This window comes from Nitratireductor sp. XY-223 (genome assembly GCF_004959855.1).
In the GTDB taxonomy this organism is placed as follows: domain Bacteria; phylum Pseudomonadota; class Alphaproteobacteria; order Rhizobiales; family Rhizobiaceae; genus Hoeflea_A.
Genome location: NZ_SPNT01000002.1, coordinates 467,905 through 489,807, shown reverse-complemented (window position 1 = coordinate 489,807; position 21,903 = coordinate 467,905). Strand labels below are relative to the sequence as shown.

16 protein-coding genes are annotated in these 21,903 nt (G+C 64.3%); 12 read left to right on the top strand and 4 right to left on the bottom strand.

What is annotated here, in order from left to right; genetic code table 11:
- Window positions 1–6: 6 nt before the first annotated feature.
- From E4M07_RS08880 to E4M07_RS08865, 4 genes are all read right to left on the bottom strand, one after another.
- Window positions 7–966 (bottom strand): glycosyltransferase family 2 protein, encoded by a 960-nt coding sequence (locus tag E4M07_RS08880; protein ID WP_169054144.1) that lies wholly within the window; start codon window positions 964–966, stop codon window positions 7–9.
- 150 nt (window positions 967–1,116) lie between these two features.
- Window positions 1,117–1,737: an alpha-ketoglutarate-dependent dioxygenase AlkB gene (locus E4M07_RS08875; RefSeq protein ID WP_136657948.1), complete on the bottom strand. Its 621-nt coding sequence runs from the start codon at window positions 1,735–1,737 to the stop codon at window positions 1,117–1,119.
- Window positions 1,734–2,168, bottom strand: a complete 435-nt coding sequence (gene arfB / locus E4M07_RS08870) for an alternative ribosome rescue aminoacyl-tRNA hydrolase ArfB (protein ID WP_136657947.1) — start codon at window positions 2,166–2,168, stop codon at window positions 1,734–1,736. Before arfB ends, E4M07_RS08875 begins: the two co-directional genes overlap by 4 nt.
- A gap of 104 nt (window positions 2,169–2,272) precedes the next feature.
- On the bottom strand, window positions 2,273–3,895 hold the full coding sequence (locus tag E4M07_RS08865; RefSeq protein WP_136657946.1) for a phosphoenolpyruvate carboxykinase: 1,623 nt from the start codon (window positions 3,893–3,895) through the stop codon (window positions 2,273–2,275).
- Between the two features lie 332 nt (window positions 3,896–4,227).
- Here E4M07_RS08865 and E4M07_RS08860 point away from each other — a divergent pair, with 332 nt between their 5' ends.
- The 12 genes from E4M07_RS08860 to trxA all read left to right on the top strand — a co-directional run bounded on the left by E4M07_RS08860 (window position 4,228) and on the right by trxA (window position 21,880).
- Complete coding sequence (locus E4M07_RS08860; protein WP_136657945.1) at window positions 4,228–4,935, top strand: response regulator transcription factor; 708 nt, start codon at window positions 4,228–4,230, stop codon at window positions 4,933–4,935.
- Between the two features lie 20 nt (window positions 4,936–4,955).
- Window positions 4,956–6,761 carry a stimulus-sensing domain-containing protein gene (locus E4M07_RS08855; protein WP_136657944.1) on the top strand — a complete coding sequence of 602 codons (1,806 nt, stop codon included), beginning with the start codon at window positions 4,956–4,958 and terminating at the stop codon, window positions 6,759–6,761.
- A 7-nt stretch (window positions 6,762–6,768) separates the two neighbouring features.
- Window positions 6,769–7,239 carry an HPr kinase/phosphatase C-terminal domain-containing protein gene (locus E4M07_RS08850; RefSeq protein WP_169054143.1) on the top strand — a complete coding sequence of 157 codons (471 nt, stop codon included), beginning with the start codon at window positions 6,769–6,771 and terminating at the stop codon, window positions 7,237–7,239.
- Between the two features lie 152 nt (window positions 7,240–7,391).
- A complete protein-coding gene (locus E4M07_RS08845) occupies window positions 7,392–7,793 on the top strand; it encodes a PTS sugar transporter subunit IIA (protein WP_136657942.1) in 402 nt (133 codons plus the stop codon).
- A 3-nt stretch (window positions 7,794–7,796) separates the two neighbouring features.
- Window positions 7,797–8,087, top strand: a complete 291-nt coding sequence (locus E4M07_RS08840; protein ID WP_136657941.1) for an HPr family phosphocarrier protein — start codon at window positions 7,797–7,799, stop codon at window positions 8,085–8,087.
- A 141-nt stretch (window positions 8,088–8,228) separates the two neighbouring features.
- The gene (gene ahcY, locus E4M07_RS08835) at window positions 8,229–9,629 is read left to right on the top strand and encodes an adenosylhomocysteinase (RefSeq protein WP_136657940.1); all 1,401 of its coding nucleotides are present in this window, start codon (window positions 8,229–8,231) and stop codon (window positions 9,627–9,629) included.
- Window positions 9,630–9,884: 255 nt separating this feature from the next.
- A complete protein-coding gene (locus E4M07_RS08830) occupies window positions 9,885–12,374 on the top strand; it encodes a PAS domain-containing sensor histidine kinase (RefSeq protein ID WP_136657939.1) in 2,490 nt (829 codons plus the stop codon).
- A gap of 16 nt (window positions 12,375–12,390) precedes the next feature.
- A complete protein-coding gene (gene tsaE, locus E4M07_RS08825; RefSeq protein WP_246660394.1) occupies window positions 12,391–13,902 on the top strand; it encodes a tRNA (adenosine(37)-N6)-threonylcarbamoyltransferase complex ATPase subunit type 1 TsaE in 1,512 nt (503 codons plus the stop codon).
- A gap of 33 nt (window positions 13,903–13,935) precedes the next feature.
- Complete coding sequence (locus E4M07_RS08820) at window positions 13,936–14,685, top strand: nucleotidyltransferase family protein (protein WP_206057229.1); 750 nt, start codon at window positions 13,936–13,938, stop codon at window positions 14,683–14,685.
- Window positions 14,682–17,846: a double-strand break repair protein AddB gene (gene addB / locus E4M07_RS08815; RefSeq protein WP_136657937.1), complete on the top strand. Its 3,165-nt coding sequence runs from the start codon at window positions 14,682–14,684 to the stop codon at window positions 17,844–17,846. Before E4M07_RS08820 ends, addB begins: the two co-directional genes overlap by 4 nt.
- Entirely contained in the window at window positions 17,846–21,415 is a 3,570-nt protein-coding gene (gene addA / locus E4M07_RS08810; protein ID WP_136657936.1) for a double-strand break repair helicase AddA, read from the top strand. Before addB ends, addA begins: the two co-directional genes overlap by 1 nt.
- 144 nt (window positions 21,416–21,559) lie before the next feature.
- Window positions 21,560–21,880, top strand: coding sequence for a thioredoxin (gene trxA / locus E4M07_RS08805; RefSeq protein WP_136657935.1), 321 nt, complete (start codon window positions 21,560–21,562; stop codon window positions 21,878–21,880).
- Window positions 21,881–21,903 lie beyond the last annotated feature (23 nt).

Below are 21,903 nucleotides of genomic sequence, written 5' to 3'. Positions count from 1 at the left end.
TGGCTATCAGAATCCAATCTTCGACTGGACGATGAAAAGCGGCCGCCGGCGCACCTCGGATGAGATACGCCCGACATATTCGCCAAGGATCCCCAGCGACAGCAGGTTGAGACCGCCCAGGAACAGCATCACGGTGATCAGGGACGCGTAACCGGGTGTATCGACGCCGAAGATCAAAGTCTTGATCACGATATAGGCGGCATAGGCGAAGGACAGCAGCGCGAAAAACCCGCCGACATAGGTCCAGATCCGCAAGGGAACGGTCGTCGATGCCGTAAAGCCGTCGATCGCCAGGTTCCACAGCGACCAGTACTTCCACTTGCCGGTGCCGGCGCTGCGCGCCTCGCGCCTGAATTCCACCGTGTCGGAGGAAAAGCCCACCCAGGAAAACAGGTCCTTGCTGACCCGCGAGCATTCCGGAAATTCATTCAGCGTGTCGACGACTTCGCGGTCCAGCAAACGAAAATCGCCGACATTTTCGGGGATCGGAATTTCGGCGAACCGGTTATAGAGGCGATAGAACCAGCTGGCCGTCGAGCGTTTCAGCCAGTGGTCTGCCGAGCGGTCGTTGCGCACGCCGTTGACCACCTGGGCGCCCGCTAACCATTTGCTAACCATTTCCGGAATGATTTCGGGAGGGTCCTGCAGGTCGGCATCGATCGGGATGACGCAGTCTCCGTTCGCATGCTGGAGGCCGGCGGCAAGCGCCGCTTCCTTTCCGAAGTTGCGTGACAGGTTGATCAGCTTGACCCTGTTGTCGCGCTCCGCGATTGCCGCGACGAGTGATGCGGTGGCGTCCTGGCTGCCGTCGTTGACAAAGACGATTTCATAGTCCGCATCGTCGCCCAGCAGGCATGCCGTCTGCTCCAGAACCGGCTGGACGCGGTTCAAAAAGCGTCCGATGGCCTTTTCCTCGTTGTAGACCGGAACGACGAGTGAAATGGCTTTTGGTTTGGCTTTCAGCATGACGGGCATCCCGGGCAAGACACGTTGTGGCCGTTGCCTCAGCGGTAAACATATTTAGATAAGATCGGGTTAATCGGACCGCCGGTCGACGGGTGGTCGCGTTCACAATTTCCGGCTGTGTTAACAGGCCGTTAGCGGATCTGACACCGTCTATTTTCCGGCAGAGGACACCCGCCTGAGCGTCAGGTTGATGCGTCCGCCATCCTTGAGCAGGGTCGAAGTTCCCGGATAGATCCTGTCGACCCCGTGGAAGCACAGCCGCGCCGCGCCGCCGAGGACGATGACGTCACCGCTGCGCAAACGGATCGACCGGGTCGGCCCGCCCCGCGTCGTTCCGCCGATCCGGAACAGGCAATCGTCGCCGAGGGACACGGACACCACCGGCGCGGAAAACTCCTCCTCGTCGCGGTCCTGGTGAAGGCCCATTTTCGCGGTGTCGCCGTAGAAGTTGATCAGGCAGGCCTCCGGCGGGGCGCCGAACGAGGCGACGTCTTCCCACAACTGCAAGAGCGCGGGCGGGATCGGCGGCCAGTTGCGCCCGGTCTGCGGATGGGTCGGCTGGTACCGATAGCCGTTGTCCTTGTCGGTGACCCAGCCGAGGCTGCCGCAATTGCTCATGCGCACATGCATCGGTTTGCCGGTCCGCGGCATCGTCGGCACGAACAGCGGCGCCGCGCGCACCACGTTACGGACCGCCTCGACCAGCGCCTCCTGCGCCGGGCGGTCGAAATGGTCCGGGTAATGGACGATTCCTTCCGGCAGTCCGGTCATTCGCGCTCCACCGTGCCGCGCAGCTTCTTGATTCCCGATCGCGCCGCCTTCGCCTTCAGCCTGCGTTCGATGGAGCCCTTTGTCGGCCTGGTCTTCCTGCGTTTCGGCGGCGGCGGGGCCGCGGCCTTCTCGATCAGCGCCTTCAGCCGCTCGCGCGCATCGGCGCGGTTGCGCTCCTGCGTGCGGAACCGGTCCGCCTCGATGACGATGACGCCGTCCTTGTTCATGCGCCGACCGGCAAGCGATTCAAGGTTCCGCTTGACCCGGTCGGGAAGCGACGGCGAGGAACGCGCGTCGAACCGAAGCTGCACGGATGTGGCAACCTTGTTGACGTTCTGGCCGCCCGGCCCCGATGCACGGATGAACTGCTCGACCAGTTCCCAGCCGGCCACCGTGATCGTCGCGTTGATGTATAGGGGCTCGCTTGCCATGCTTGCCGGTCCGTTGAATTCGGCGGCATCCTACCCTGCCCTATCGGCACAAAAAACCCGCGGATTGCTCCGCGGGCTGTTCCTCCTCCAGGAAACGTCGAATGTTATTCGGCCGCCTGCGCCATACCCGGTGCCGCGCCCCGGACATCGGTGCCGACATGGTCTTCGAACTTGGCGAAATTGTCGACGAACATGTCGACCAGGCGCCGGGCCTGCGCGTCGTAGGCTTCCGGATCGGCCCAGGTCGAGCGCGGATCGAGAATGGCGCTGTCGACCCCGTCGACCGCGACCGGTACGGCAATGCCAAAATGCGGATCGGTGCGGAAGGCTGCATTGGCGAGCGAACCGTCGAGTGCCGCCGAAAGAAGCGCCCGGGTTGCCTTGATCGGCATGCGGCTGCCGGTCCCGTATGCGCCGCCCGTCCAGCCCGTGTTGACCAGCCAGCAATCGACCCCGTGGCGGGCGATCAGGTCGCGCAAAAGATTGCCGTATTCGGACGGATGGCGCGGCATGAAGGGTGCGCCGAAACAGGTGGAAAATGTCGCCTGCGGCTCGGTAACGCCCTTTTCGGTGCCGGCTACCTTGGCCGTGTAGCCGGAGAGAAAATGATACATGGCCTGTGCCGGCGTCAGCTTGGCGATCGGCGGCAGCACGCCAAAAGCGTCGGCCGTCAGCATGATGATGTTGCGCGGCTGGCCGGCCCGTCCGGTGGCGCTGGCATTGGGGATGAAGTGCAGCGGATAGGCGCAGCGGGTGTTTTCCGTCAGCGAGCCGTCGTCGAAATCCGGCTGCCGCTCGTCGTCGAGGACGACGTTTTCCAGCACTGTGCCGAAACGCTGCGTCGTGGCGTGGATTTCAGGCTCCGCCTCCTTGGACAGCCGAATGGTCTTGGCGTAGCAGCCGCCCTCGAAATTGAAGACGCCGTCCTCGCCCCAGCCGTGCTCGTCGTCGCCGATCAGCGTGCGGTTGGGATCGGCAGAAAGCGTCGTCTTGCCGGTTCCCGACAGGCCGAAGAAGATCGCCGTGTCGCCGTCCGGTCCCAGGTTCGCCGAGCAATGCATCGGCATGACGCCGCGCTCCGGCAGCAGGTAGTTGAGGGCGGTGAAGACCGACTTCTTCATCTCGCCGGCATAGGAGGTGCCGGCGATCAAAACCAGCCGGCGTTCCAGGTCGACGGCGATCACCGTCTCGCTGATGCAGCCGTGGCGCTCGGGGTCGGCCTTGAAGCCGGGGAAGTCGATGATGGTCAGCTCCGCCTCGAAAGCGTCCAGCGACTGGCGCTCCGGGCGGATGAGAAGGTTACGGATGAACAGCGAGTGCCAGGCATATTCCGTCACCACGCGCGAGGCCAGCGCGTGGTTTTCGTCGGCGCCGCCGATCAGGTCCTGTACAAAAAGCTCCTTGCCCTTCGCGTATTCCTGGAAGTCGGCAAGCAGCGTCGCGAAATGCTCCGGCGAGAGCGCCTTGTTATTGTCCCACCAAATCAGCGGCCGGGTCTTGTCGTCGCGGACGACGAACTTGTCCTGAGCGGAACGCCCGGTGTGCTGCCCGGTCAGCGCCCTGAGCGCGCCCTGGGCGGTGAGGACGGCCTCGCCTCGGCACAGCGACTGCTCGTACAGCTCGGCTTCGTTGAGATTGTAATAGACATGCTTCAGGTCGCTCAGTCCGATGGCGTCGATACCGTTGGAAAGATTGCGTTTTCCGGTTTCACGTGCCTGTGCATGCATGGATTTTGCCACCTTCGTTTCGCGGTTGCCCGAATGAAAAGTTTCCGGACCATAGGGGCGAAATTTAAAATCTGCAACAGGAGATGGTTAAAAAGATTAATGATTTCAAGATATTAATCGATTTAAAAAAATCCGTGAATTTTTAAATCGTTTAAAACACGGGACAATAAGGCCTGTCGCAAATCGCGCGACTCACGAAACCGCTCCGTTGTAATGACGTCGAAAGCGGTCTATGCCACAATTTGTTCCACCTTTGGCCTCATGACACGCCAGACTAGCAAAGGGTGCCGGCCCGGCGGTTCGCCCCGGTATCGCTGACGGAGAATATGCACATGCAGACAATCGCGCTCGTCGACGACGACCGCAATATCCTGACTTCCGTTTCCATTGCCCTGGAATCGGAGGGATATCGTGTCGAAACCTATACCGATGGCGCTTCCGCGCTCGAGGGGCTCGTGGCGCGCCCGCCGCAACTGGCCATACTCGATATCAAGATGCCGCGCATGGACGGTATGGAACTGCTGCGCCGCCTGCGCCAGAAACTCGACATTCCGGTCATATTCCTGACCTCCAAGGACGAGGAGATCGATGAGCTGTTCGGGCTCAAGATGGGTGCCGACGATTTCATCACCAAGCCGTTTTCGCAGCGGCTTCTGGTCGAGCGCGTCAAGGCGATCCTGCGCCGCGCCGCCGGCCGTGACGCCACCGCCCCGGCCAAGCCCGGCGCCATGGAAAGCGCCAGCCTGGAGCGCGGGCAACTGGTGATGGACCAGGAACGCCACACCTGCACCTGGAAAGGCCAGCCGGTGACGCTGACCGTCACCGAGTTCCTGATCCTGCATTCGCTGGCCCAGCGGCCGGGTGTCGTCAAGAGCCGCGATTCGCTCATGGATGCGGCCTATGACGAACAGGTTTACGTCGATGACCGCACGATCGACAGCCACATCAAGCGCTTGCGCAAGAAATTCAAGATGGTCGACAATGATTTTGATATGATCGAGACGCTCTACGGGGTCGGTTACCGGTTCCGGGAAGACTGACCGTGAACTGATCCGGGCTCATGACGGCGAATTTTGATCACAGCGAGGTACCGCAGGAGCGCACCGCCGAGGAAGCCGAGGCCAAGACGCAAAGGGCCGTCGAGTCGCGTCCGTGGACCTATCCGTTCGCTCTGATCAGCCGGGCGCTCAGCCGCATCATCTTCTCCAGCCTGACGCGGCGCATCCTGTTCTTGAACCTCGCGGCCCTGCTCGTTCTGCTTTCCGGTATCCTTTATCTTAATCAGTTCCGCGAGGGCCTGATCGACGCCCGCGTCGAAAGCCTGCTGACCCAGGGCGAGATCATCGCCGCCGCGATCGCAGGCTCCGCCAGCGTGGAAACCGACTCCATCACCATCGATCCGGAAAAACTGCTTGAGCTGCAGGCTGGTGAGAGCATTTCCCCGGGCGGCGAAATCGAGGATCTGGAATTCCCGATCAACCCGGAGCGTGTCGCGCCGGTTCTGCGCCGGCTGATTTCGCCGACGCGGACCCGGGCGCGTATCTACGACCGCGACGCCAGCCTCATTCTCGATTCGCAGCACCTTTATTCCGCCGGACAGATCCTGCGATACGATCTGCCGCCGCTCGACGAGGAGATCCTGCCCTTCGCCGAGCGCCTGCTCGATTCCCTCAACCGGCTCATCCAGAGGGCCGACCTGCCGACCTATCAGGAACAGCCGGGCGGCGACGGCACGCTCTACGAGGAAGTCCTCACCGCGCTGACCGGAGGCCGCAGCGCCGTCGTGCGGGCGACGGACAAGGGCGAACTCATCGTCTCAGTGGCCGTGCCGGTCCAGCGTTTCAGGGCGGTGCTCGGCGTGCTGCTTCTGTCGACGCAGGCCGGCGACATCGACAAGATCGTCCGCGCCGAGCGCCTGGCGATCGTGCGCGTCTTCATCGTTGCCGCTGCCGTGACCATCCTTTTGTCGCTGCTGCTCGCCGGAACCATCGCCAATCCGCTGCACCGTCTGGCCGATGCCGCCCAGCGTGTGCGCCGCGGCGTGCGCATCCGCGAGGAGATCCCGGATTTTTCGGCCCGGCAGGACGAGATCGGCAACCTGTCGGTGGCCGTGCGCGACATGACCAATGCGCTCTATGACCGCATCGATGCGATCGAGAGTTTCGCCGCCGATGTCAGCCACGAACTGAAGAACCCGCTGACCTCGCTGCGCAGCGCGGTCGAGACGCTGCCGCTGGCGCGCAACGACGATTCGCGCCGCCGCCTGCTCGACGTGATCCTGCACGATGTCAGCCGCCTCGATCGTCTGATCAGCGATATCTCGGACGCTTCGCGTCTCGACGCGGAACTCGCCCGCCAGGACGCGGAACCGGTCAACCTGCGGCGCTTGCTCGAGGACCTCGTCAGCATTTCCAGCCAGATCCGCAAGGGCGCGAAACTCGTCAGGATCGATTTCGAGATCGACCGGGAAACGGCGCAGAAGACCCGGTACGTCGTGACCGGCCACGATCTGCGCATCGGCCAGGTGGTCACCAACCTGATCGAGAATGCCCGCTCCTTCGTGCCCGATATCGGCGGGCGCATCAGGATCCGCCTGACCAGCACGCGCAACAGCTGCCTCATCCTGGTGGAGGACAACGGACCGGGCATCAGCGCCGAGAACATCGACCACATTTTCCGGCGTTTCTACACCGACCGTCCGGAAGGCGAGGCCTTCGGCCAGAATTCCGGCCTCGGCCTGTCGATCAGCCGCCAGATCATCGAGGCGCACGGCGGCACGCTCACCGCGGAAAACATGGTCGATGAAAAAACCGGCCAGCGCCGCGGCGCGCGGTTCATCGTTCACTTGCCGCTCAAGCGGTCCTGAGCACGGCGTGCCGAAGGCTAATCAAAAGAAGCTTCCGAATATTCATGCGACAGCGCTTGTCGTCGGCGAAACCGGCGTGCTTGTCGTCGGACCGCCGGGCGCCGGCAAGAGCCGCCTCGCCGAGGAGTTCATTCAATCGGCTTTGCTGCGCGGCCGCTTTGCGGCCCTCATCGCCGATGATCAGGTGTTTTTGCGCGCCGCCGGCGGCCGTATTGTCGCCATCGCGCCGGAGCCGATACGCGGCCTGATGGAAATGCGGGGCACCGGCATTGTCCGCACGAAGAGCCTCAGGCAGGCGGTCATGCACATCGCCGTCTCGGTCGAATTCACCGGTGCCGGCGACCGGCTGCCGGACCCGGCGACGCGGCGCGAGTTCCTGCCCGGCCTCTCCCTGCCACTGGTTTATATGCAGCCCGGACGCCTGAGCGACCCGTTTGCGCTCTTTCAGGCCCGGTTGGATGACGGGCTGCTTGTTTAAATAGCCCCTAAACCTGTTGAAATGACGCCTGCACGCAATTAAGCCTTAACGATTGACGCATCAGGACGCGCGGCATTCCACTGGTAATCGCCCCCTGCAGGGTGCAGTATGGCGCGGGTTCTGACCGGTCAAGACCGCAGGAGCAGTTGCAGATGATTGGATTAGTGCTTGTCACCCATGGCAAGCTCGCCGAAGAATTCCGGAACGCGCTGGAGCACGTTGTCGGGCCGCAGAAACTGCTGGAGACGGTTTCGATCGGTCCGGAGGATGACATGGACCAGCGGCGGATGGACATCATAGAAGCTGTCTCCAAGGCCGAAGAGGGAGAAGGTGTCATCATCCTGACCGACATGTTCGGCGGCACCCCGTCCAATCTTTCCATTTCGGTCATGGACGGCGGACGCACCGAAGTCGTCGCCGGCGTCAACCTTCCGATGCTGATCAAGCTGGCAAGTGTTCGAACCGAGAACGACATGGAGAAGGCGCTTGCCGAGGCACAGGAGGCCGGCCGCAAATACATCAATGTCGCGAGCCGCGTCCTGAGTGGAAAATAGCGTATGGATGGAGCGGCGACCGGACAGCATGTCCGCAAATTCGACATCGTCAACAAGCGTGGCCTGCATGCCCGGGCATCGGCGAAATTCGTCCAGCTGGCGGAAAGCTTCAATGCCGAGATCCGCGTCACCAAGGACGGGATGAGCGTCGGCGGCACCTCGATCATGGGCCTGATGATGCTGGCGGCCAGCCCCGGTTGCAGCATCAGCGTGACCGCGTCGGGACCGGAGGCTGAAAAGGCGCTGGACGCGCTCGACGAACTCATCGCCAACCGTTTCGGCGAGGAATGCTGAACGTCGGGCGTTCAAATCACATAAAGACTTCTTTATATCTTGTTGCCCTTTTGGGTCCAGCCTGCTAAAGGCGGCGTGAACGGGACGGCCCGGAGACGGCAATCCGCATTTCGGCCGGCCCCCACCCATTCGGAGAACAAGATGAGCACTGGTACGGATTATATTGTCGCCGACATCGCCCTCGCGGATTTCGGCCGCACGGAAATAGAGATCGCCGAGACGGAAATGCCCGGGCTGATGGCCTGCCGCGAGGAATTCGGCGCCAGCCAACCGCTCAAGGGTGCGCGGATCTCCGGTTCGCTCCATATGACGATCCAGACCGCGGTCCTGATCGAAACGCTTCAGGCCCTCGGCGCCGAGGTCCGTTGGGCGTCGTGCAACATCTTCTCCACCCAGGATCACGCCGCCGCAGCCATTGCAAAGACCGGCACCCCCGTGTTCGCGGTCAAGGGCGAAACGCTTGAGGAATACTGGTCCTACACGGACCAGATCTTCCAGTGGGCCGACGGCGGTGTGTCGAACATGATCCTCGACGATGGCGGCGACGCCACGATGTATATCTTGATCGGTGCCCGCGCCGAAGCCGGCGAGGACGTTTTGAGCGATCCGGGTTCCGAGGAGGAAGAGGTCCTGTTCGCGCAGATCCGCAAGCGCCTGGAGCAGTCCCCCGGCTTCTTCACCAGGCAGCGCGATGCCATCAAGGGCGTGACCGAGGAAACGACGACCGGCGTCAACCGTCTTTACCAGCTTCAGCAGAAGGGCCTGCTGCCGTTCCCGGCCATCAACGTCAACGATTCGGTCACCAAGTCGAAATTCGACAACAAGTACGGCTGCCGCGAGTCGCTGGTCGACGGCATTCGGCGCGGCACCGATGTGATGATGGCCGGCAAGGTGGCCGTCGTCTGCGGTTACGGCGATGTCGGCAAGGGCTCGGCCGCCTCGCTGCGCGGCGCCGGCGCGCGCGTGCAGGTCACCGAGATCGATCCGATCTGCGCCCTGCAGGCGGCGATGGACGGTTTCGAGGTGGTCACGCTCGAGGACGCTGTCGGTTCGGCCGACATCTTCATCACCACCACCGGCAACAAGGATGTCATCCGCATCGATCACATGCGCGAAATGAAGGACATGGCGATCGTCGGCAACATCGGCCATTTCGACAACGAGATCCAGGTCCAGGCGCTGCGCAATTTCAAATGGCACAACGTCAAGCCGCAGGTGGACATGGTGGAGTTTCCCGACGGCAAGCGCATGATCCTGCTGTCCGAGGGGCGGCTCCTCAATCTCGGCAACGCCACCGGCCACCCGTCATTCGTCATGTCGGCCTCCTTCACCAACCAGGTGCTCGCGCAGATGGAACTGTACGGCAAGGGCGAGAATTACGGCAACGAGGTTTACGTGTTGCCGAAGGCGCTCGACGAGAAAGTCGCCAAGCTCCATCTGGACAAGCTCGGTGCGAATCTGAGCGAACTTTCCGAAGAACAGGCCGACTATATCGGCGTCACCCAGCAGGGGCCGTTCAAGCCGGAACACTACAGGTACTGATTTTCTCAGCCTTACCCACAATATATAGTAGTCGCGCCCTTGACACAGGGCGCGATTTCTTTTTTGGGGCCGCATCTTCAACATGATTCGGTAACAAGTTACTATAAAGACACAATGATTCGCGCACTTGCCGGCGACACGGCCGGTGTGTTCGCAGGGCTGTCTTGGCTTAGATGCGGCTAGAAGGAACAAGACATGCCGGGGACTGAATCGTCTTCGACGACGGGCGTCTGCAACTGGACGTACGGGGAAGGCATGACAACTTTGATTCGGCGGATCGGAACGCGCCTTTCCGGTCTCGGACTGTTGACGACCACCTGTCTGAGCTGGCCCGCGCTTGCCCAGACTGCGGCCGATCCGTCGGGATTTGCCGGGCACGGCAGCCGCGTATTCGTGAATTCCTTCGAAGTGATGAATTTCGCGCTGGTCATCGGCGCCGTGTCGGCGGCGATGATATCGGCGATCTGGGTGATCCGCGAGCGCGGCAAGATCGCGATGGACAATGCGCGGCTGCAGACCGCGCTCAGCGAAGCCAACACGGAACTGGCCCGCTTTCAGACGCTGGTCGTGGAAAAGGACCGCTGCTACGTCATCTGGGACGGCCAGTCGCCGGCCCAGTTTCTCGGCAGTCTGCCGCTGCATACGGGTGCGCCGCCCGCGAATGCGGATCTGCTGGCCTTCGGCCGCTGGCTCGAACCGGTCAGCGCGGCACGCATCGACCACGCGATCGATTCGCTCAGGGCCCATGCAAACAGTTTCGATATCGAAGTCGAAACCCAGCGCGGCCATTTGCTGGAAGCGCAGGGCCGCACCTCCGGCGGGCGCGCCTTCGTGCGCGTCGCACCGCTCTCCAACACCCGGGCCGAGCTGGCCGGCCTGAAAATCGAGCGGGACCGGCTCGTCGGCGCGATCGAGACGCTGCAGGGCCTGCTCGACACGATCGACATGCCCGTCTGGCTGCGCGACATCGACGGGCGACTGAACTGGGCCAACCAGGCCTACGGCAATGCCGTCGAGGCCGTCAGCGGCGCCGATGCGGTTGAACGCGGTCTCGAACTGCTCGGCACCCAGGCAAGGGCGCGCATCAAGTCCGAGCGGCTGACCGACCGGCCCTTCATCGATCGCGTCTCGACAGTGGTGCGCGGCAACCGGACCTTCTTCGAGATCACCGACGCCGCCAGCGCGGCGGGATCCGCGGGCCTGGCGCAGGACGTGACCGAGATCGAGACGGTGCGCGAGGAGTTGAAGCGCACCATCGCCAGCCATTCCGAGACGCTCGATCATCTGGCGACTCCGGTGGCCATCTTCGACGGCGCACAACGGCTGCAGTTCTACAACCAGGCCTTCCAGAGCCTGTGGGACCTCGATACGCCCTATCTCGAATCGAAACCCACCAATGGCGAGTTTCTCGAGAAACTGCGGGCTGAAGGCCGCCTGCCGGAACCCGGCTCCTGGCGCGACTGGAAGGAATCGACGCTGGCGGTCTATCAGTCGGTCGATCCGCAGCCCGATCTGTGGCATCTGCCGGACGGCCAGACGCTCAACGTCTTTGCCAATGTGCATCCGCGCGGCGGCGTCACCTGGGTGTTCGAGAACCTGACCGAGAAATACGACCTGGAGACCCGCTACAACACGCTGGTGAAGGTCCAGGGCGAAACCATCGACCATCTCGCCGAGGGCGTCTGCGTGTTCGGGGCCGATGGCCGGCTGCGCCTTTCGAATCCGGCGTTCCGGGCGCTTTGGGCGGTGCCGGAAAAGGCCGCCGCCACCGGCGCCCACATCAACGAGATCAAGGAAATCTGCACGCCGTCCTATGACCGCCCCGACGGCTGGGAGCATTTTTCGTCCGTCATTACCGGGTTCGACGAGGAGCGCCGCACCCACGAGGGCCGGCTGGAACTGAACAGCGGCATTGTTCTCGACTATGCGATCGTGCCGCTGCCCAACGCGCAGGTCATGCTGACCTTCGTGAACGTGACCGACGGCGCCAGGGTCGAAAAGGCCCTGAAAGAAAAGAACGAGGCGCTGCGCAAGGCCGATGTGCTGAAGAACGATTTCGTCCAGCACGTCTCCTACGAGTTGCGCTCGCCATTGACCAACATCATCGGCTTTACCGACCTCTTGAAAACGCCGCAGATCGGCGAGCTGAACCCGCAGCAGGCCGAATATGTGGATCACATTTCCACGTCCTCGGCCCTGCTTCTGACAATCGTCAACGATATCCTGGACCTGGCAACGGTCGATGCCGGCATCATGCAGCTCGACATGCGTCGCCTCGACATGCGTGAACTGGCCGACGAGGTGATCGATCTCATCGATGCGCGGCTGAAGGAAAACGATATCTCCCTTGAGGTCGGGATCGGCAAGGGCGCCGAGGCGATCACCGCCGATGCCCAGCGCCTCAAACAGATCCTGTTCAAGCTTCTCAGCAATGCGGCCAACTACGCACCGGAGGGCAGCGTGATCCGCCTGTCGTGCGAGCGCGACGGCGACGAGATCGTCCTGGCGGTCAGCGACGACGGCCCCGGCATTCCGGGCGATGTCCTGAAAACCGTCTTCAACCGCTTCGAGGCCCATAACGGCACCGGACGCAGAAGCGGCGCGGGCCTTGGCCTGTCCATAGTTGACAGCTTCGTAAGCCTGCATAACGGTACGGTGACCGTCAGCAGCGACGAGGGCAGCGGAACCCGGGTCGTGTGCCGACTGCCGGAAAGCCCGCAGCTGCCTTCGCAGGCCGCGGAGTAGCAGGAAGTTTAGCCGATTGGCTGGTTTGCCGATTGAAATCACACTGAGCGACGAACGGGCCACAGAGAGGCTCGGTCAGGATCTCGCGCTGGCCATCAGACCGGGCGATTGTCTTGCGCTGCGGGGCGATCTCGGCGCCGGCAAATCGACGCTGGCCCGGGCGCTGATCCGCTGCGTTGCGGGCGATCCGGAGCTGGAGGTTCCGAGCCCGACATTTACGCTCGTCCAGAGTTACGATCTGCGCGTCTCCATCGCCCATTTCGATCTTTACCGCATTGCCGACGCGGATGAGCTCGTTGAACTCGGCCTCGACGAGGCGCTCGAGGCCGGTGCCGTCCTGGTCGAGTGGCCGGAAAACGCAGCCGGTGCCTTGCCGCCCGATGCGGTCCGTGTCGAAATCGCGGAAGTGGCAGGCAATGCCCGGCGGATCCGCATCGACGGGCCGGATCCGGCACTGGAGCGCATCGGCCGGTCGCTGGACGTGCGTGCTTTCCTGGAAGCCGCCGGCCATGGCGACGGCAACCGGCAATTTCTTCAGGGCGACGCCTCGACACGGACCTACGAGACGGTGACGACGCCCGGCGGCGGGCACTTTATCCTGATGGATTGGCCGGAGCGGCTGATCGGGCCGGTGTTGCGCGACGGCAAGCGTTACGCCCAGATCGCCCATTCGGCGGAAAATGTCCGCCCGTTTGTCGCGATCGATTTTCTGCTGCGAAGCAACGGTTTCAGGGCGCCGGAAATACTGGCACAGGACCTCGACGCCGGCTTCCTGTTGCTCGAAGATCTCGGCCAGGAAGGCATTCTCGACAAGAATGGCCGGCCCGTCGTTGCGCGATGGGAAGCCGCGATCGATGTCCTTGTCGCCCTGCACCGCACGGCAATCCCGCAGCGCATCACGACGCCGGGAGGGATCGCCCACAACATTCCGCCGTTCGACCGCGAGGCGATGCTGATCGAGGTCGAGCTTTATTTGAGCTGGTATCTTCCGCACAAGCTCGGCGCCGAGCCGTCCGAGGAGCTGAAAGCACGGTTTCATGCGGGCTGGAACGGGCTGATCGACACGGTGGCCGAGGTGCCTTCAAGCCTCGTCTTGCGCGATTTCCATTCGCCGAACATTCTCTGGCAGGTGGGCCGCCGGGGGATCGAAAGGGTCGGCCTCATCGATTTTCAGGACGCCATGATCGGCCCCGCCGCCTATGACGTCGCCTCGCTGGTCCAGGACGCCCGCGTGACGGTCGAGCCGGCGCTGCACGACCGCCTTGTCGCGCGCTACGAGCGGGCGCGCAGCGAGGATCCGGATTTCGACCCGGCCCTCTTCCGCGAGGCGCTGGCGATCATGGAGTGCCAGCGCGCGACCAAGATCCTCGGCCTTTTCGTGCGGCTGAGACAACGGGACGGAAAACCCGGATATATGCGCCATTTGCCCCGTATCGAGACCTATTTGCGGCGCACGCTCGAACATCCGGTTCTCCATCCCTTGCATGACTGCTACACAGAGGCTGGAATTGCACCGAGCGAATCATGAGTGCGGAGCCGCGAGGCTGCCGCGAAATGGACGATCGACATGCCCGAAACAGCCATGATCCTCGCCGCCGGTCTCGGCATGAGGATGCGCCCGATCACCGAAACGGTTCCCAAGCCGCTTGTCACGGTCGCCGGCCGGCCGATGATCGATTACGTCCTCGACAGCCTTCATGCGGCCGGTGTCCGCCGGATCGTCGTCAATGCCCACCATCTCGCCGATCAGCTTGTCGCGCATCTGTCTTCTCGCGCCGGCGATGCCGTCGAGATTTCGGACGAGCGCGACCGGCTGCTTGAATCCGGGGGCGCTGTGGTCAAGGCGCTGCCCGTTCTCGGACCCGATCCGTTCTACATTTTGAACGCCGACACCTTCTGGCTGGAACAGCCGGGCGCTGAATTGCACCTCAAGAAACTTGCTGCGGCCTGGTCTCCCGGCCGCATGGACATGCTATTGACGGCGGCGCCCATGGACCGGGTGGTGGGCTATGGCGGGCGCGGCGATTTTCTCCTGGACGGGGCGGGACGGATAGCGCGCTATGACGGAACGTCGCCAAATCCTTACGTGAACATGGGCGCCGCCATTGCCAGCCCTTCGATCTTCGCCGATGCGCCCGAGGAACCCTTTTCCCTCAACTGGTGCTATGACCGCGCGATATCGGCCGGGCGGCTCCACGGCCTGGTCGGGGAAGGCCTGTGGCTGACCATCGGCACGCCGGAGGCAATCGGTGAGGCGGAACGCGCAATGAAGGCGTTCCCGGCGCAGGCGCAGCCGGCCCTGTCGCCATGAGCGCCGGGCGGCTGTTCACCATAGCGCCCGGCGAGCCTTTCCTGCGCTGCCTGGCGCGGTCCCTTTGTGATGGCGTGCTGATCGGGGGTTTCGGCTACCGGCCGGACGATCCGCTCAGCCTGTCCGGGGCGACGGTCTATGTGCCGACACGGCGTGCGGCGCGCGCCCTTCGCTCCGAATTTGTCGACGTCATCGGCCGCGGCGCGGCCATACTTCCGACCATCCGCACGCTCGGCGAAAACGACGAGGACGGCGGCTTTCTGGATGAGAACCAACCGGCGCTGCTTGACCTTGCGCCGCCGGTCGGCACCACCGAAAGGCTGCTGGAGCTCGCCCAGCTCATCATGGCGTGGAAGCGCAACCTGCCGAAGGCGGTTTCCGATTTTCACCGTGAAAACCGGCTGATCGCACCGGCGAATCCGGCGGATGCCGTGTGGCTGGCGCGCGATCTGGCCGGGCTGCTGGAAGCCATGGAGACGGAAGGCCGGCCATGGGAGGCGCTCGACGACCTGGTCGGAGCCGACTACGCCGTGTGGTGGCAGCTGACGCTGGAATTCCTCAAGATAGCCACCCGTTTCTGGCCCGAGCGGCTGCGGGAGCTGGGTTGTGCCGATCCGGCCGCGCATCGCAACGCGGTGCTCCTGGCGGAGGCCGGGCGGCTCGGCCAGGACCCTCCCCCCGGTCCCGTCATCATCGCCGGCTCGACCGGATCGATCCCGGCGACGGCGGCGCTGATGAAGACGGTCGCCGGGCTCGACAGCGGCGCTATCGTCCTTCCCGGACTCGATCTGCAACTCGACGCACAAGCCTGGGCAATGCTTGGCGGTCCGCCCGGCGATGCGCCTTTCGATCCGGCGATCTGCGCCCATCCGCAATACGGTCTCTTCATGTTGCTGCACGGCCTCGGCGCGACGCGCGAGGACATCGCCGAACTCGGCGCGCCGTCCGGGACCGTTGCCCTTCGCAACGCGCTGGTCTCGAACGCCATGATGCCCGCGCAGGCGACGGATCGATGGGCCGCGCAAACGGATGCCACTGCCGCGATCGACCGGGCATTTGAAAGGGTGGAACTGATCGAGGCGCCGACCGAGCGCGAGGAGGCCCTGGCGATCGCCGTTGCCATGCGCCTTGCGGCGGACGGGTCGCCGGACGGCGCGAATGACGCAGCCGAACCGGCACCGAGACAGGTCGCCCTCGTCACGCCCGACCGCACGCTGGCCCGGCGCGTGACCGCCGAGCTCAGGCGCTTTGGCATCGATGCCGACGATTCCGGCGGCGCCTTTCTTACGCAGAGCCGGCAGGGCACGCTGCTGCAACTCCTCCTGCAGTGTGCCTTCGGGCCGGAAAAGACCGTTGCGCTGGTCGGCCTGATGAAACATCCGCTGGCGCTGCTGGGCGGTGAGGCCGGCGCGGTCCGCAACGCGGCGCGGATTTTCGAGCGGATCGCACTGCGCGGCGGTTCCGGCGACGTCGCCATGGACGCTCTGACGGAACTTTTCGACGCCCGGCTGCGTGAGCGGCGGGAGAATGCCAGGCATGCGCCGCACTGGTTCCGGCGGCTGTCGGAGGCCGATTTCGAACGCGCCCGCGATTTCGCCGCGCGGCTCGAGGATGCCCTTTCGCCGATCGTGCGCACAACGCAGGCGGCTGTCGGCGACTGGGCCGGACTGACCGGGCACCTGTTGGAGGCCGTCGCGCGGGATGTGCACGGTAATCTCGGCGCCCTTTGGGGCGATGAGGCGGGGGAACGCCTTGCCGATCTTCTGGCCGCCGTCATGGAAGACCGGTCGGGTTTCTCCTGCACGGCGTCCGAGTGGATGGAGACCGTTCCGGCATTGCTGGCCGGTGAACTGGTCAAGCCCCGCGCCGGCGGCCATCCGCACATCTTCATCTGGGGCGCGCTGGAGGCACGGCTGCAGCATGTCGATACGCTGATCCTGGCCGGGCTCAACGAGGGCACCTGGCCCGGCAATCCGGGCGGCGATCCGTTCCTGTCTCGCGGCATGAAGGCGGCGGTCGGCCTGGAGCCGCCCGAGCGGCGGATCGGCCTTGCCGCGCATGACTTCCAGATGGGCCTCGGCGCGCCGCACGTGATCCTCAGCCGTTCGACCCGCTCGGCCAATGCGCCGACGATCGCCTCGCGCTGGCTTCAGCGCCTTTCGGCGGTTTTGGGCGGCGACGAGACGGACCGTCTGCGCGCCCGCGGCGCGCAATACCTGCAATGGTCCGACGCACTCGACCGGCGTGACGACGCGCCGCTTGCCAGCCGGCCGGCGCCGAAACCGCCGGCGGACCGGCAGCCGAAACGCTATTCCTTCAGCGAGATCCGCACCCTGCGGCGCGACCCCTACACCGTCTACGCCAAAAGGATCCTCGATCTCGACCCGCCCGACGAGCTGATCAGCGAACCGGGCCCCGCGGAAAGAGGCACGCTCTACCACAGGATCTTTGAGTGCTTCGTCTCCGAAGCAGACCGTCCGGCCGGGGCGGATGCCCTTAGCCGGCTGAAAGCTATTGCGGAAAGGGAATTCAGCCGGCAACAGCTTCCCGATCACGTCGATCTTCTGTGGCGCGCGCATTTCGACAGGATCGCCGAAGCCTATGTCGACTGGGAGCGCGGCCGCGAGACGGGTGTCACCGCGCGTTTCACCGAATGCCGTGCCGCAATGCCGCTCGAGGCGTGTGGCATTACCCTGTCCGGGATTGCCGACCGCATCGATATCCTCAGCGACGGATTTGCCGAAATCTTCGACTACAAGACCGGATCCTCGCCGAGCCGCAAGCAGGCCTGGACACTGCTCGACCCGCAGCTTCCGCTTGAGGCCGCGGCGCTGAGGGCCGGTGCCTTCCAGGACGTCGGGCAGCGCCAGGCGGCGAGCCTCGCCTATGTGCGTCTCAAGCCCGGTCCGATCCTCAAGGTCGAGCGCATCGAGGGCGGAACGCAGGGCAGCGAACAGGAGAAGTCACCACAAGACCTGGCGGAGGAATCCGTCGAGCGGCTGAGCGATCTCGTTACGGCCCTCTCGACCGGCAGGATCGGTTTTGTCTCGCAGGCCATCCCGGAAAGCGCCACCAGTTACGGCCATGATTTCGATCATCTCGCGCGGGTTCGCGAATGGTCGTCGGCGGATGCCGAAGAACCGGGCGCGGGCGAGGGCTGATGGCAAATCCCGCACCGCCCCCTCCCGGTGAATTTGTCGAACGCGATCTTGACTGGACGACGCGCCAGCAGGCACTCGCCTCCGATCCGGTGCGCTCGGCCTGGGTCTCGGCCAATGCCGGATCCGGCAAGACCCATGTCCTGTCGCAGCGCGTCATCCGCCTGCTGCTTTCGGGCTGCCGCCCGTCCGCCATCCTGTGCCTGACCTATACGCGAGCCGCGGCGTCTGAGATGTCCAACCGGGTCTTCGAGCGGCTCGCCGAATGGACCGTCCTTAGCGATGCGGAACTCGGACAACGGCTGTTCGAGCTCGAGGGCCGGCGGCCGGACGCGGAACGTCTCGCCTTCGCCCGCAGGCTGTTCGCCCGCGCGCTGGAAACGCCGGGCGGGCTGAAGATCCAGACGATCCACGCCTTCTGCGAGGCCGTGCTGCACCAGTTTCCGCTTGAGGCCAACGTCGCCGGCCATTTCGAGGTGATGGACGAGGCGGCGTCGGCGCGGCTTCTGTCCGAGGCCCGCAGGACGCTCTCATCAGCGGTCAAAAGCGGTGAAGACGCGGCGCTGACCGCCGCCTTCAACACCGTCCTTGAGCTTGGCGGCGATCGCGGGCTTGAGGATCTGCTGGGTGAATTCGTCCACAGGCGTCAGCCTGTGCGGCAGTTCCTTGCGGCGGCGCAGCGTGCCGGCGGCGTGGATACGGTCCTGCGCCGGGCGCTGCAGCTCGCTCCCGGGGAGACGGAGCCCGATATCTGGTCGCGGGCCTGGCCCCTGCCCTCGCTGTCGCCCGGCGATCTCGACGCCTATCGCACGGCGGCGCTGGGCCAGTCGGCGAAGGTGCCGCGATCGTTTTCCGGCAAGCTCGAACATGCGGTCGCCGAACCGGACGCGGAACGCCGGTTTTTCAACATGGCCGACGTGTTTCTGACGAAGGAGAACATCCCCAGGAAACTGAAGAATGTCGTTTCAACCGCCGTCGCGAACGCGGTTCCGGAGATAGAGGAGAAACTGCACGCCGCCGCTGCGCATCTGGGCGCCCTCGTCGACCGTCTCAAGACGCTGCGCATGGTCCGCGGAACCTGCGCGGCGCTGGAACTCGCGCGGCGCCTCGATCGCGACTACGAGGCGCTCAAGCGCCGCAGCGGCCTGCTCGATTTCGAGGATCTCGTCACCCGCACCGCCGGCCTGCTGCAGCGCGACGGGGCGGGCCCGTGGGTGCATTACAAGCTCGACCGGGGCATCGATCACATCCTTGTCGACGAGGCGCAGGATACCAGCCCCGATCAGTGGGCCGTCATAACCAAGCTGGCGGAGGAGTTCTTTGCCGGCTTATCGTCCCGTGAAGGCATCCGAACCCTGTTCGCCGTCGGCGACGAAAAACAGTCAATCTACTCCTTCCAGGGCGCCCGGCCGGAACTGTTCCGCGAGACCGGGCGGGTGATCGAAAAGCGGGCCTTCGCCGCGGAAAGGCGGTTCGACCCGCTCAACCTTTATCTTTCCTTCCGGTCGACCGCCGATGTGCTGCTGGCCGTCGACACGGTCTTTGGCGACGATGGCAACCGCCGGGGCCTGTCGGCTGCGGACGAGGGTGTCGCGCATGCCGCCTACCGCGCCCGCGAGCCCGGCGCCGTCGATATCTGGTCTTTGATCGGAAAGGCGGCGGCGGACGACCATGATGACTGGAAGGCGCCCTTCGATGCGACGCCCGAGTCGTCTCCGCCCGCGATCCTGGCACGCCGCGTCGCCGGCACCATCCGCGACTGGCTCGATTCCGGCCGCACACGGGTCGAAAAGGGCAGTCAGCGCGCGCTGACAGCCGGCGATATCCTGGTTCTCGTGCGCAAGCGCGACGGGTTCGTGCCCGCCCTCATGCGGGAGCTGAAGCGCCGTCACATACCCGTCGCCGGGGCCGACCGGTTGCGGCTTGTCGAGCACATTGCCGTCGAGGACCTGATGGCGCTGGGCCGCACGGTGCTGCTGCCGGGGGACGACCTGTCCCTGTGCGCGCTTCTGAAAAGCCCGCTTTTCGATTTTTCCGAGGACGACATCTATCGGCTTGCCGCGTTGCGGGCGGAAGGCGAGAGCGTTTTTGCACGGCTTGCGGCCCTTGCCGAGACCGATGGCGGCCGCTGGGACGCGGCGCACGGCTATCTGACCGGTCTCATGGCGCTGGCCGACCGTGTGCCGGTCTTCGACTTCTACGCCCGCGTCCTCGGCCGCGACGGCGGTCGTGCCAGGTTCCTTGCCCGTCTTGGAACCGAGGCCAGCGACGTGCTCGACGAGTTTCTCAATTTCGCCCTGGAGCAGGAAACTGCTGCGTTGCCGGGCCTCCAGGCCTTTCTCGCGACCCTTGAAGCCAACTCGCCGGAAATCAAGCGCGAACTCGAGCAGGGCCGCGACGAGGTCCGTATCATGACCGTGCACGCTTCCAAGGGCCTCGAAGCGCCGGTCGTCTTTCTGGTCGATTCCGGCGGCAGGCCGGCGGAAAACACCCATGTTCCGAAGCTCCGCGAGCTGCCCCTCGAGCAATCCGTCGGCCCGCTGCCGCCGGCTGTTCTGTGGGTGCCCGGAAAGTCGGTCTCGAGCGCCGCGACGGATGCCCTGAAGGACAGGGTCCTTCAGGCAACGGAAGACGAGTATCGGCGGCTTTTGTATGTCGGCATGACGCGTGCCGCCGATCATCTGGTCGTCTGCGGCTATCACGGCCTTCGCATACCCAATTACCGGCACTGGCACAGGATGGTTGCCGAAGCGCTTGAAGGCCATGCGGCCTGCCGGCCGGTGACCTATTCGGCGGCCGGACAGGAATGGGAGGGCGTGCATTTCTCGGTTTCCAAAGGCGGGCGGGAACCCGCCGCCGCGAAACCGGATCCCGTGCCCGAAGCCGCGGCGTCCGTTCCCGACCGGCTGAAGCTGCCGCTGCCGGCGGCCGAGCGCCTGCCGCGGCCGCTGTCCCCGTCGGCCGCCGGCGCCGTGATCGACCCGGACGCGCCCTCGTCCCTGGGCGGCTCGCCGCTCTTTGACCGGACGGGAGCCGACGCCCGGCCGCTGGAGCGGGGCCGCATCGTCCACCGGCTTCTTCAGCTTTTGCCGGATACCGCGCCCGAGACCCGCGCGGCGGCGGCGGAGCGCTATCTGCAGCGGGCGGCCGGGGAGTGGCCTCAGGAGGAACGGTCGCGAATCCGAGAGACGGTTCTCGGTATTTTGGCGGACGAGCGCTTCGCGCCCTGCTTCGCGCCCGGCAGCCAGGCCGAGGTATCGCTCATGGGAACGCTGCGGATCGGCGGTTCGGACCGCGCGGTCTCCGCCCGCCTCGACCGTGTTGCCGTGACCGGCGATCGTGTCCTGATCGTTGATTACAAGACCAACCGCCCGCCGGCGCTGCGGCCGGAGGACGTGCCGCACAATCACCTGCTTCAGATGGCGCTTTACTGTGCGCTGATGCGGCCGCTTTACCCGAACCGGACCGTCGAGGCCGCGTTGCTCTACACGGAAGCGCCGCTATTGGTGCCACTGCCGGCCGAGAGGCTCGGCGAGGCCCTCGCGGGTTTGGAAGCAAAATCGCGGAATTGAGTGTCTTTTGGAAAGAAGTTTGCGTTGATTGACAACAAAGTGACATGCCGGTCCTTGAAATCGGCAGTCGCCTACAAGATATTAGCAATAACTAAAATGTTTGCGCCAGGCCGCGGACAAACCGAATACAAAGGAGCTACAACGATGGCCACCGTCAAGGTCGACACATCAAACTTCAAATCGGAGGTACTCGATTCCTCGGAACCGGTCGTGGTCGATTTCTGGGCTGAATGGTGCGGACCCTGTAAGATGATTGCCCCCAGCCTCGAGGAAATCTCGTCGGAGATGGAAGGCAAGGTGAAGGTCGCCAAGGTCAATATCGACGAAAACCCGGACATCGCGGCGCAATACGGCGTACGCTCCATTCCGACGCTTGCCATGTTCAAGGGCGGCGAGGTGGCCGATATCAAGGTCGGCGCGTCGCCGAAATCGGCCCTGTCGAGTTGGATCAGCGGCTCCGTCTGATCGCGCAGGTTACAAGCGAATTC

Bases quoted from the DNA above. Each gene is read 5' to 3' on its own strand.
- E4M07_RS08880 (WP_169054144.1), bottom strand. From the start codon at position 966: ATGCTGAAAGCCAAACCAAAAGCCATTTCACTCGTCGTTCCGGTCTAC.
- ahcY (WP_136657940.1), top strand. From the start codon at position 8,229: ATGAGCACTGGTACGGATTATATTGTCGCCGACATCGCCCTCGCGGAT.
- E4M07_RS08865 (WP_136657946.1), bottom strand. From the start codon at position 3,895: ATGCATGCACAGGCACGTGAAACCGGAAAACGCAATCTTTCCAACGGT.
- addA (WP_136657936.1), top strand. From the start codon at position 17,846: ATGGCAAATCCCGCACCGCCCCCTCCCGGTGAATTTGTCGAACGCGAT.
- E4M07_RS08875 (WP_136657948.1), bottom strand. From the start codon at position 1,737: ATGACCGGACTGCCGGAAGGAATCGTCCATTACCCGGACCATTTCGAC.
- E4M07_RS08830 (WP_136657939.1), top strand. From the start codon at position 9,885: ATGACAACTTTGATTCGGCGGATCGGAACGCGCCTTTCCGGTCTCGGA.
- E4M07_RS08840 (WP_136657941.1), top strand. From the start codon at position 7,797: ATGGATGGAGCGGCGACCGGACAGCATGTCCGCAAATTCGACATCGTC.
- addB (WP_136657937.1), top strand. From the start codon at position 14,682: ATGAGCGCCGGGCGGCTGTTCACCATAGCGCCCGGCGAGCCTTTCCTG.
- E4M07_RS08860 (WP_136657945.1), top strand. From the start codon at position 4,228: ATGCAGACAATCGCGCTCGTCGACGACGACCGCAATATCCTGACTTCC.
- E4M07_RS08845 (WP_136657942.1), top strand. From the start codon at position 7,392: ATGATTGGATTAGTGCTTGTCACCCATGGCAAGCTCGCCGAAGAATTC.
- arfB (WP_136657947.1), bottom strand. From the start codon at position 2,168: ATGGCAAGCGAGCCCCTATACATCAACGCGACGATCACGGTGGCCGGC.
- trxA (WP_136657935.1), top strand. From the start codon at position 21,560: ATGGCCACCGTCAAGGTCGACACATCAAACTTCAAATCGGAGGTACTC.
- E4M07_RS08855 (WP_136657944.1), top strand. From the start codon at position 4,956: ATGACGGCGAATTTTGATCACAGCGAGGTACCGCAGGAGCGCACCGCC.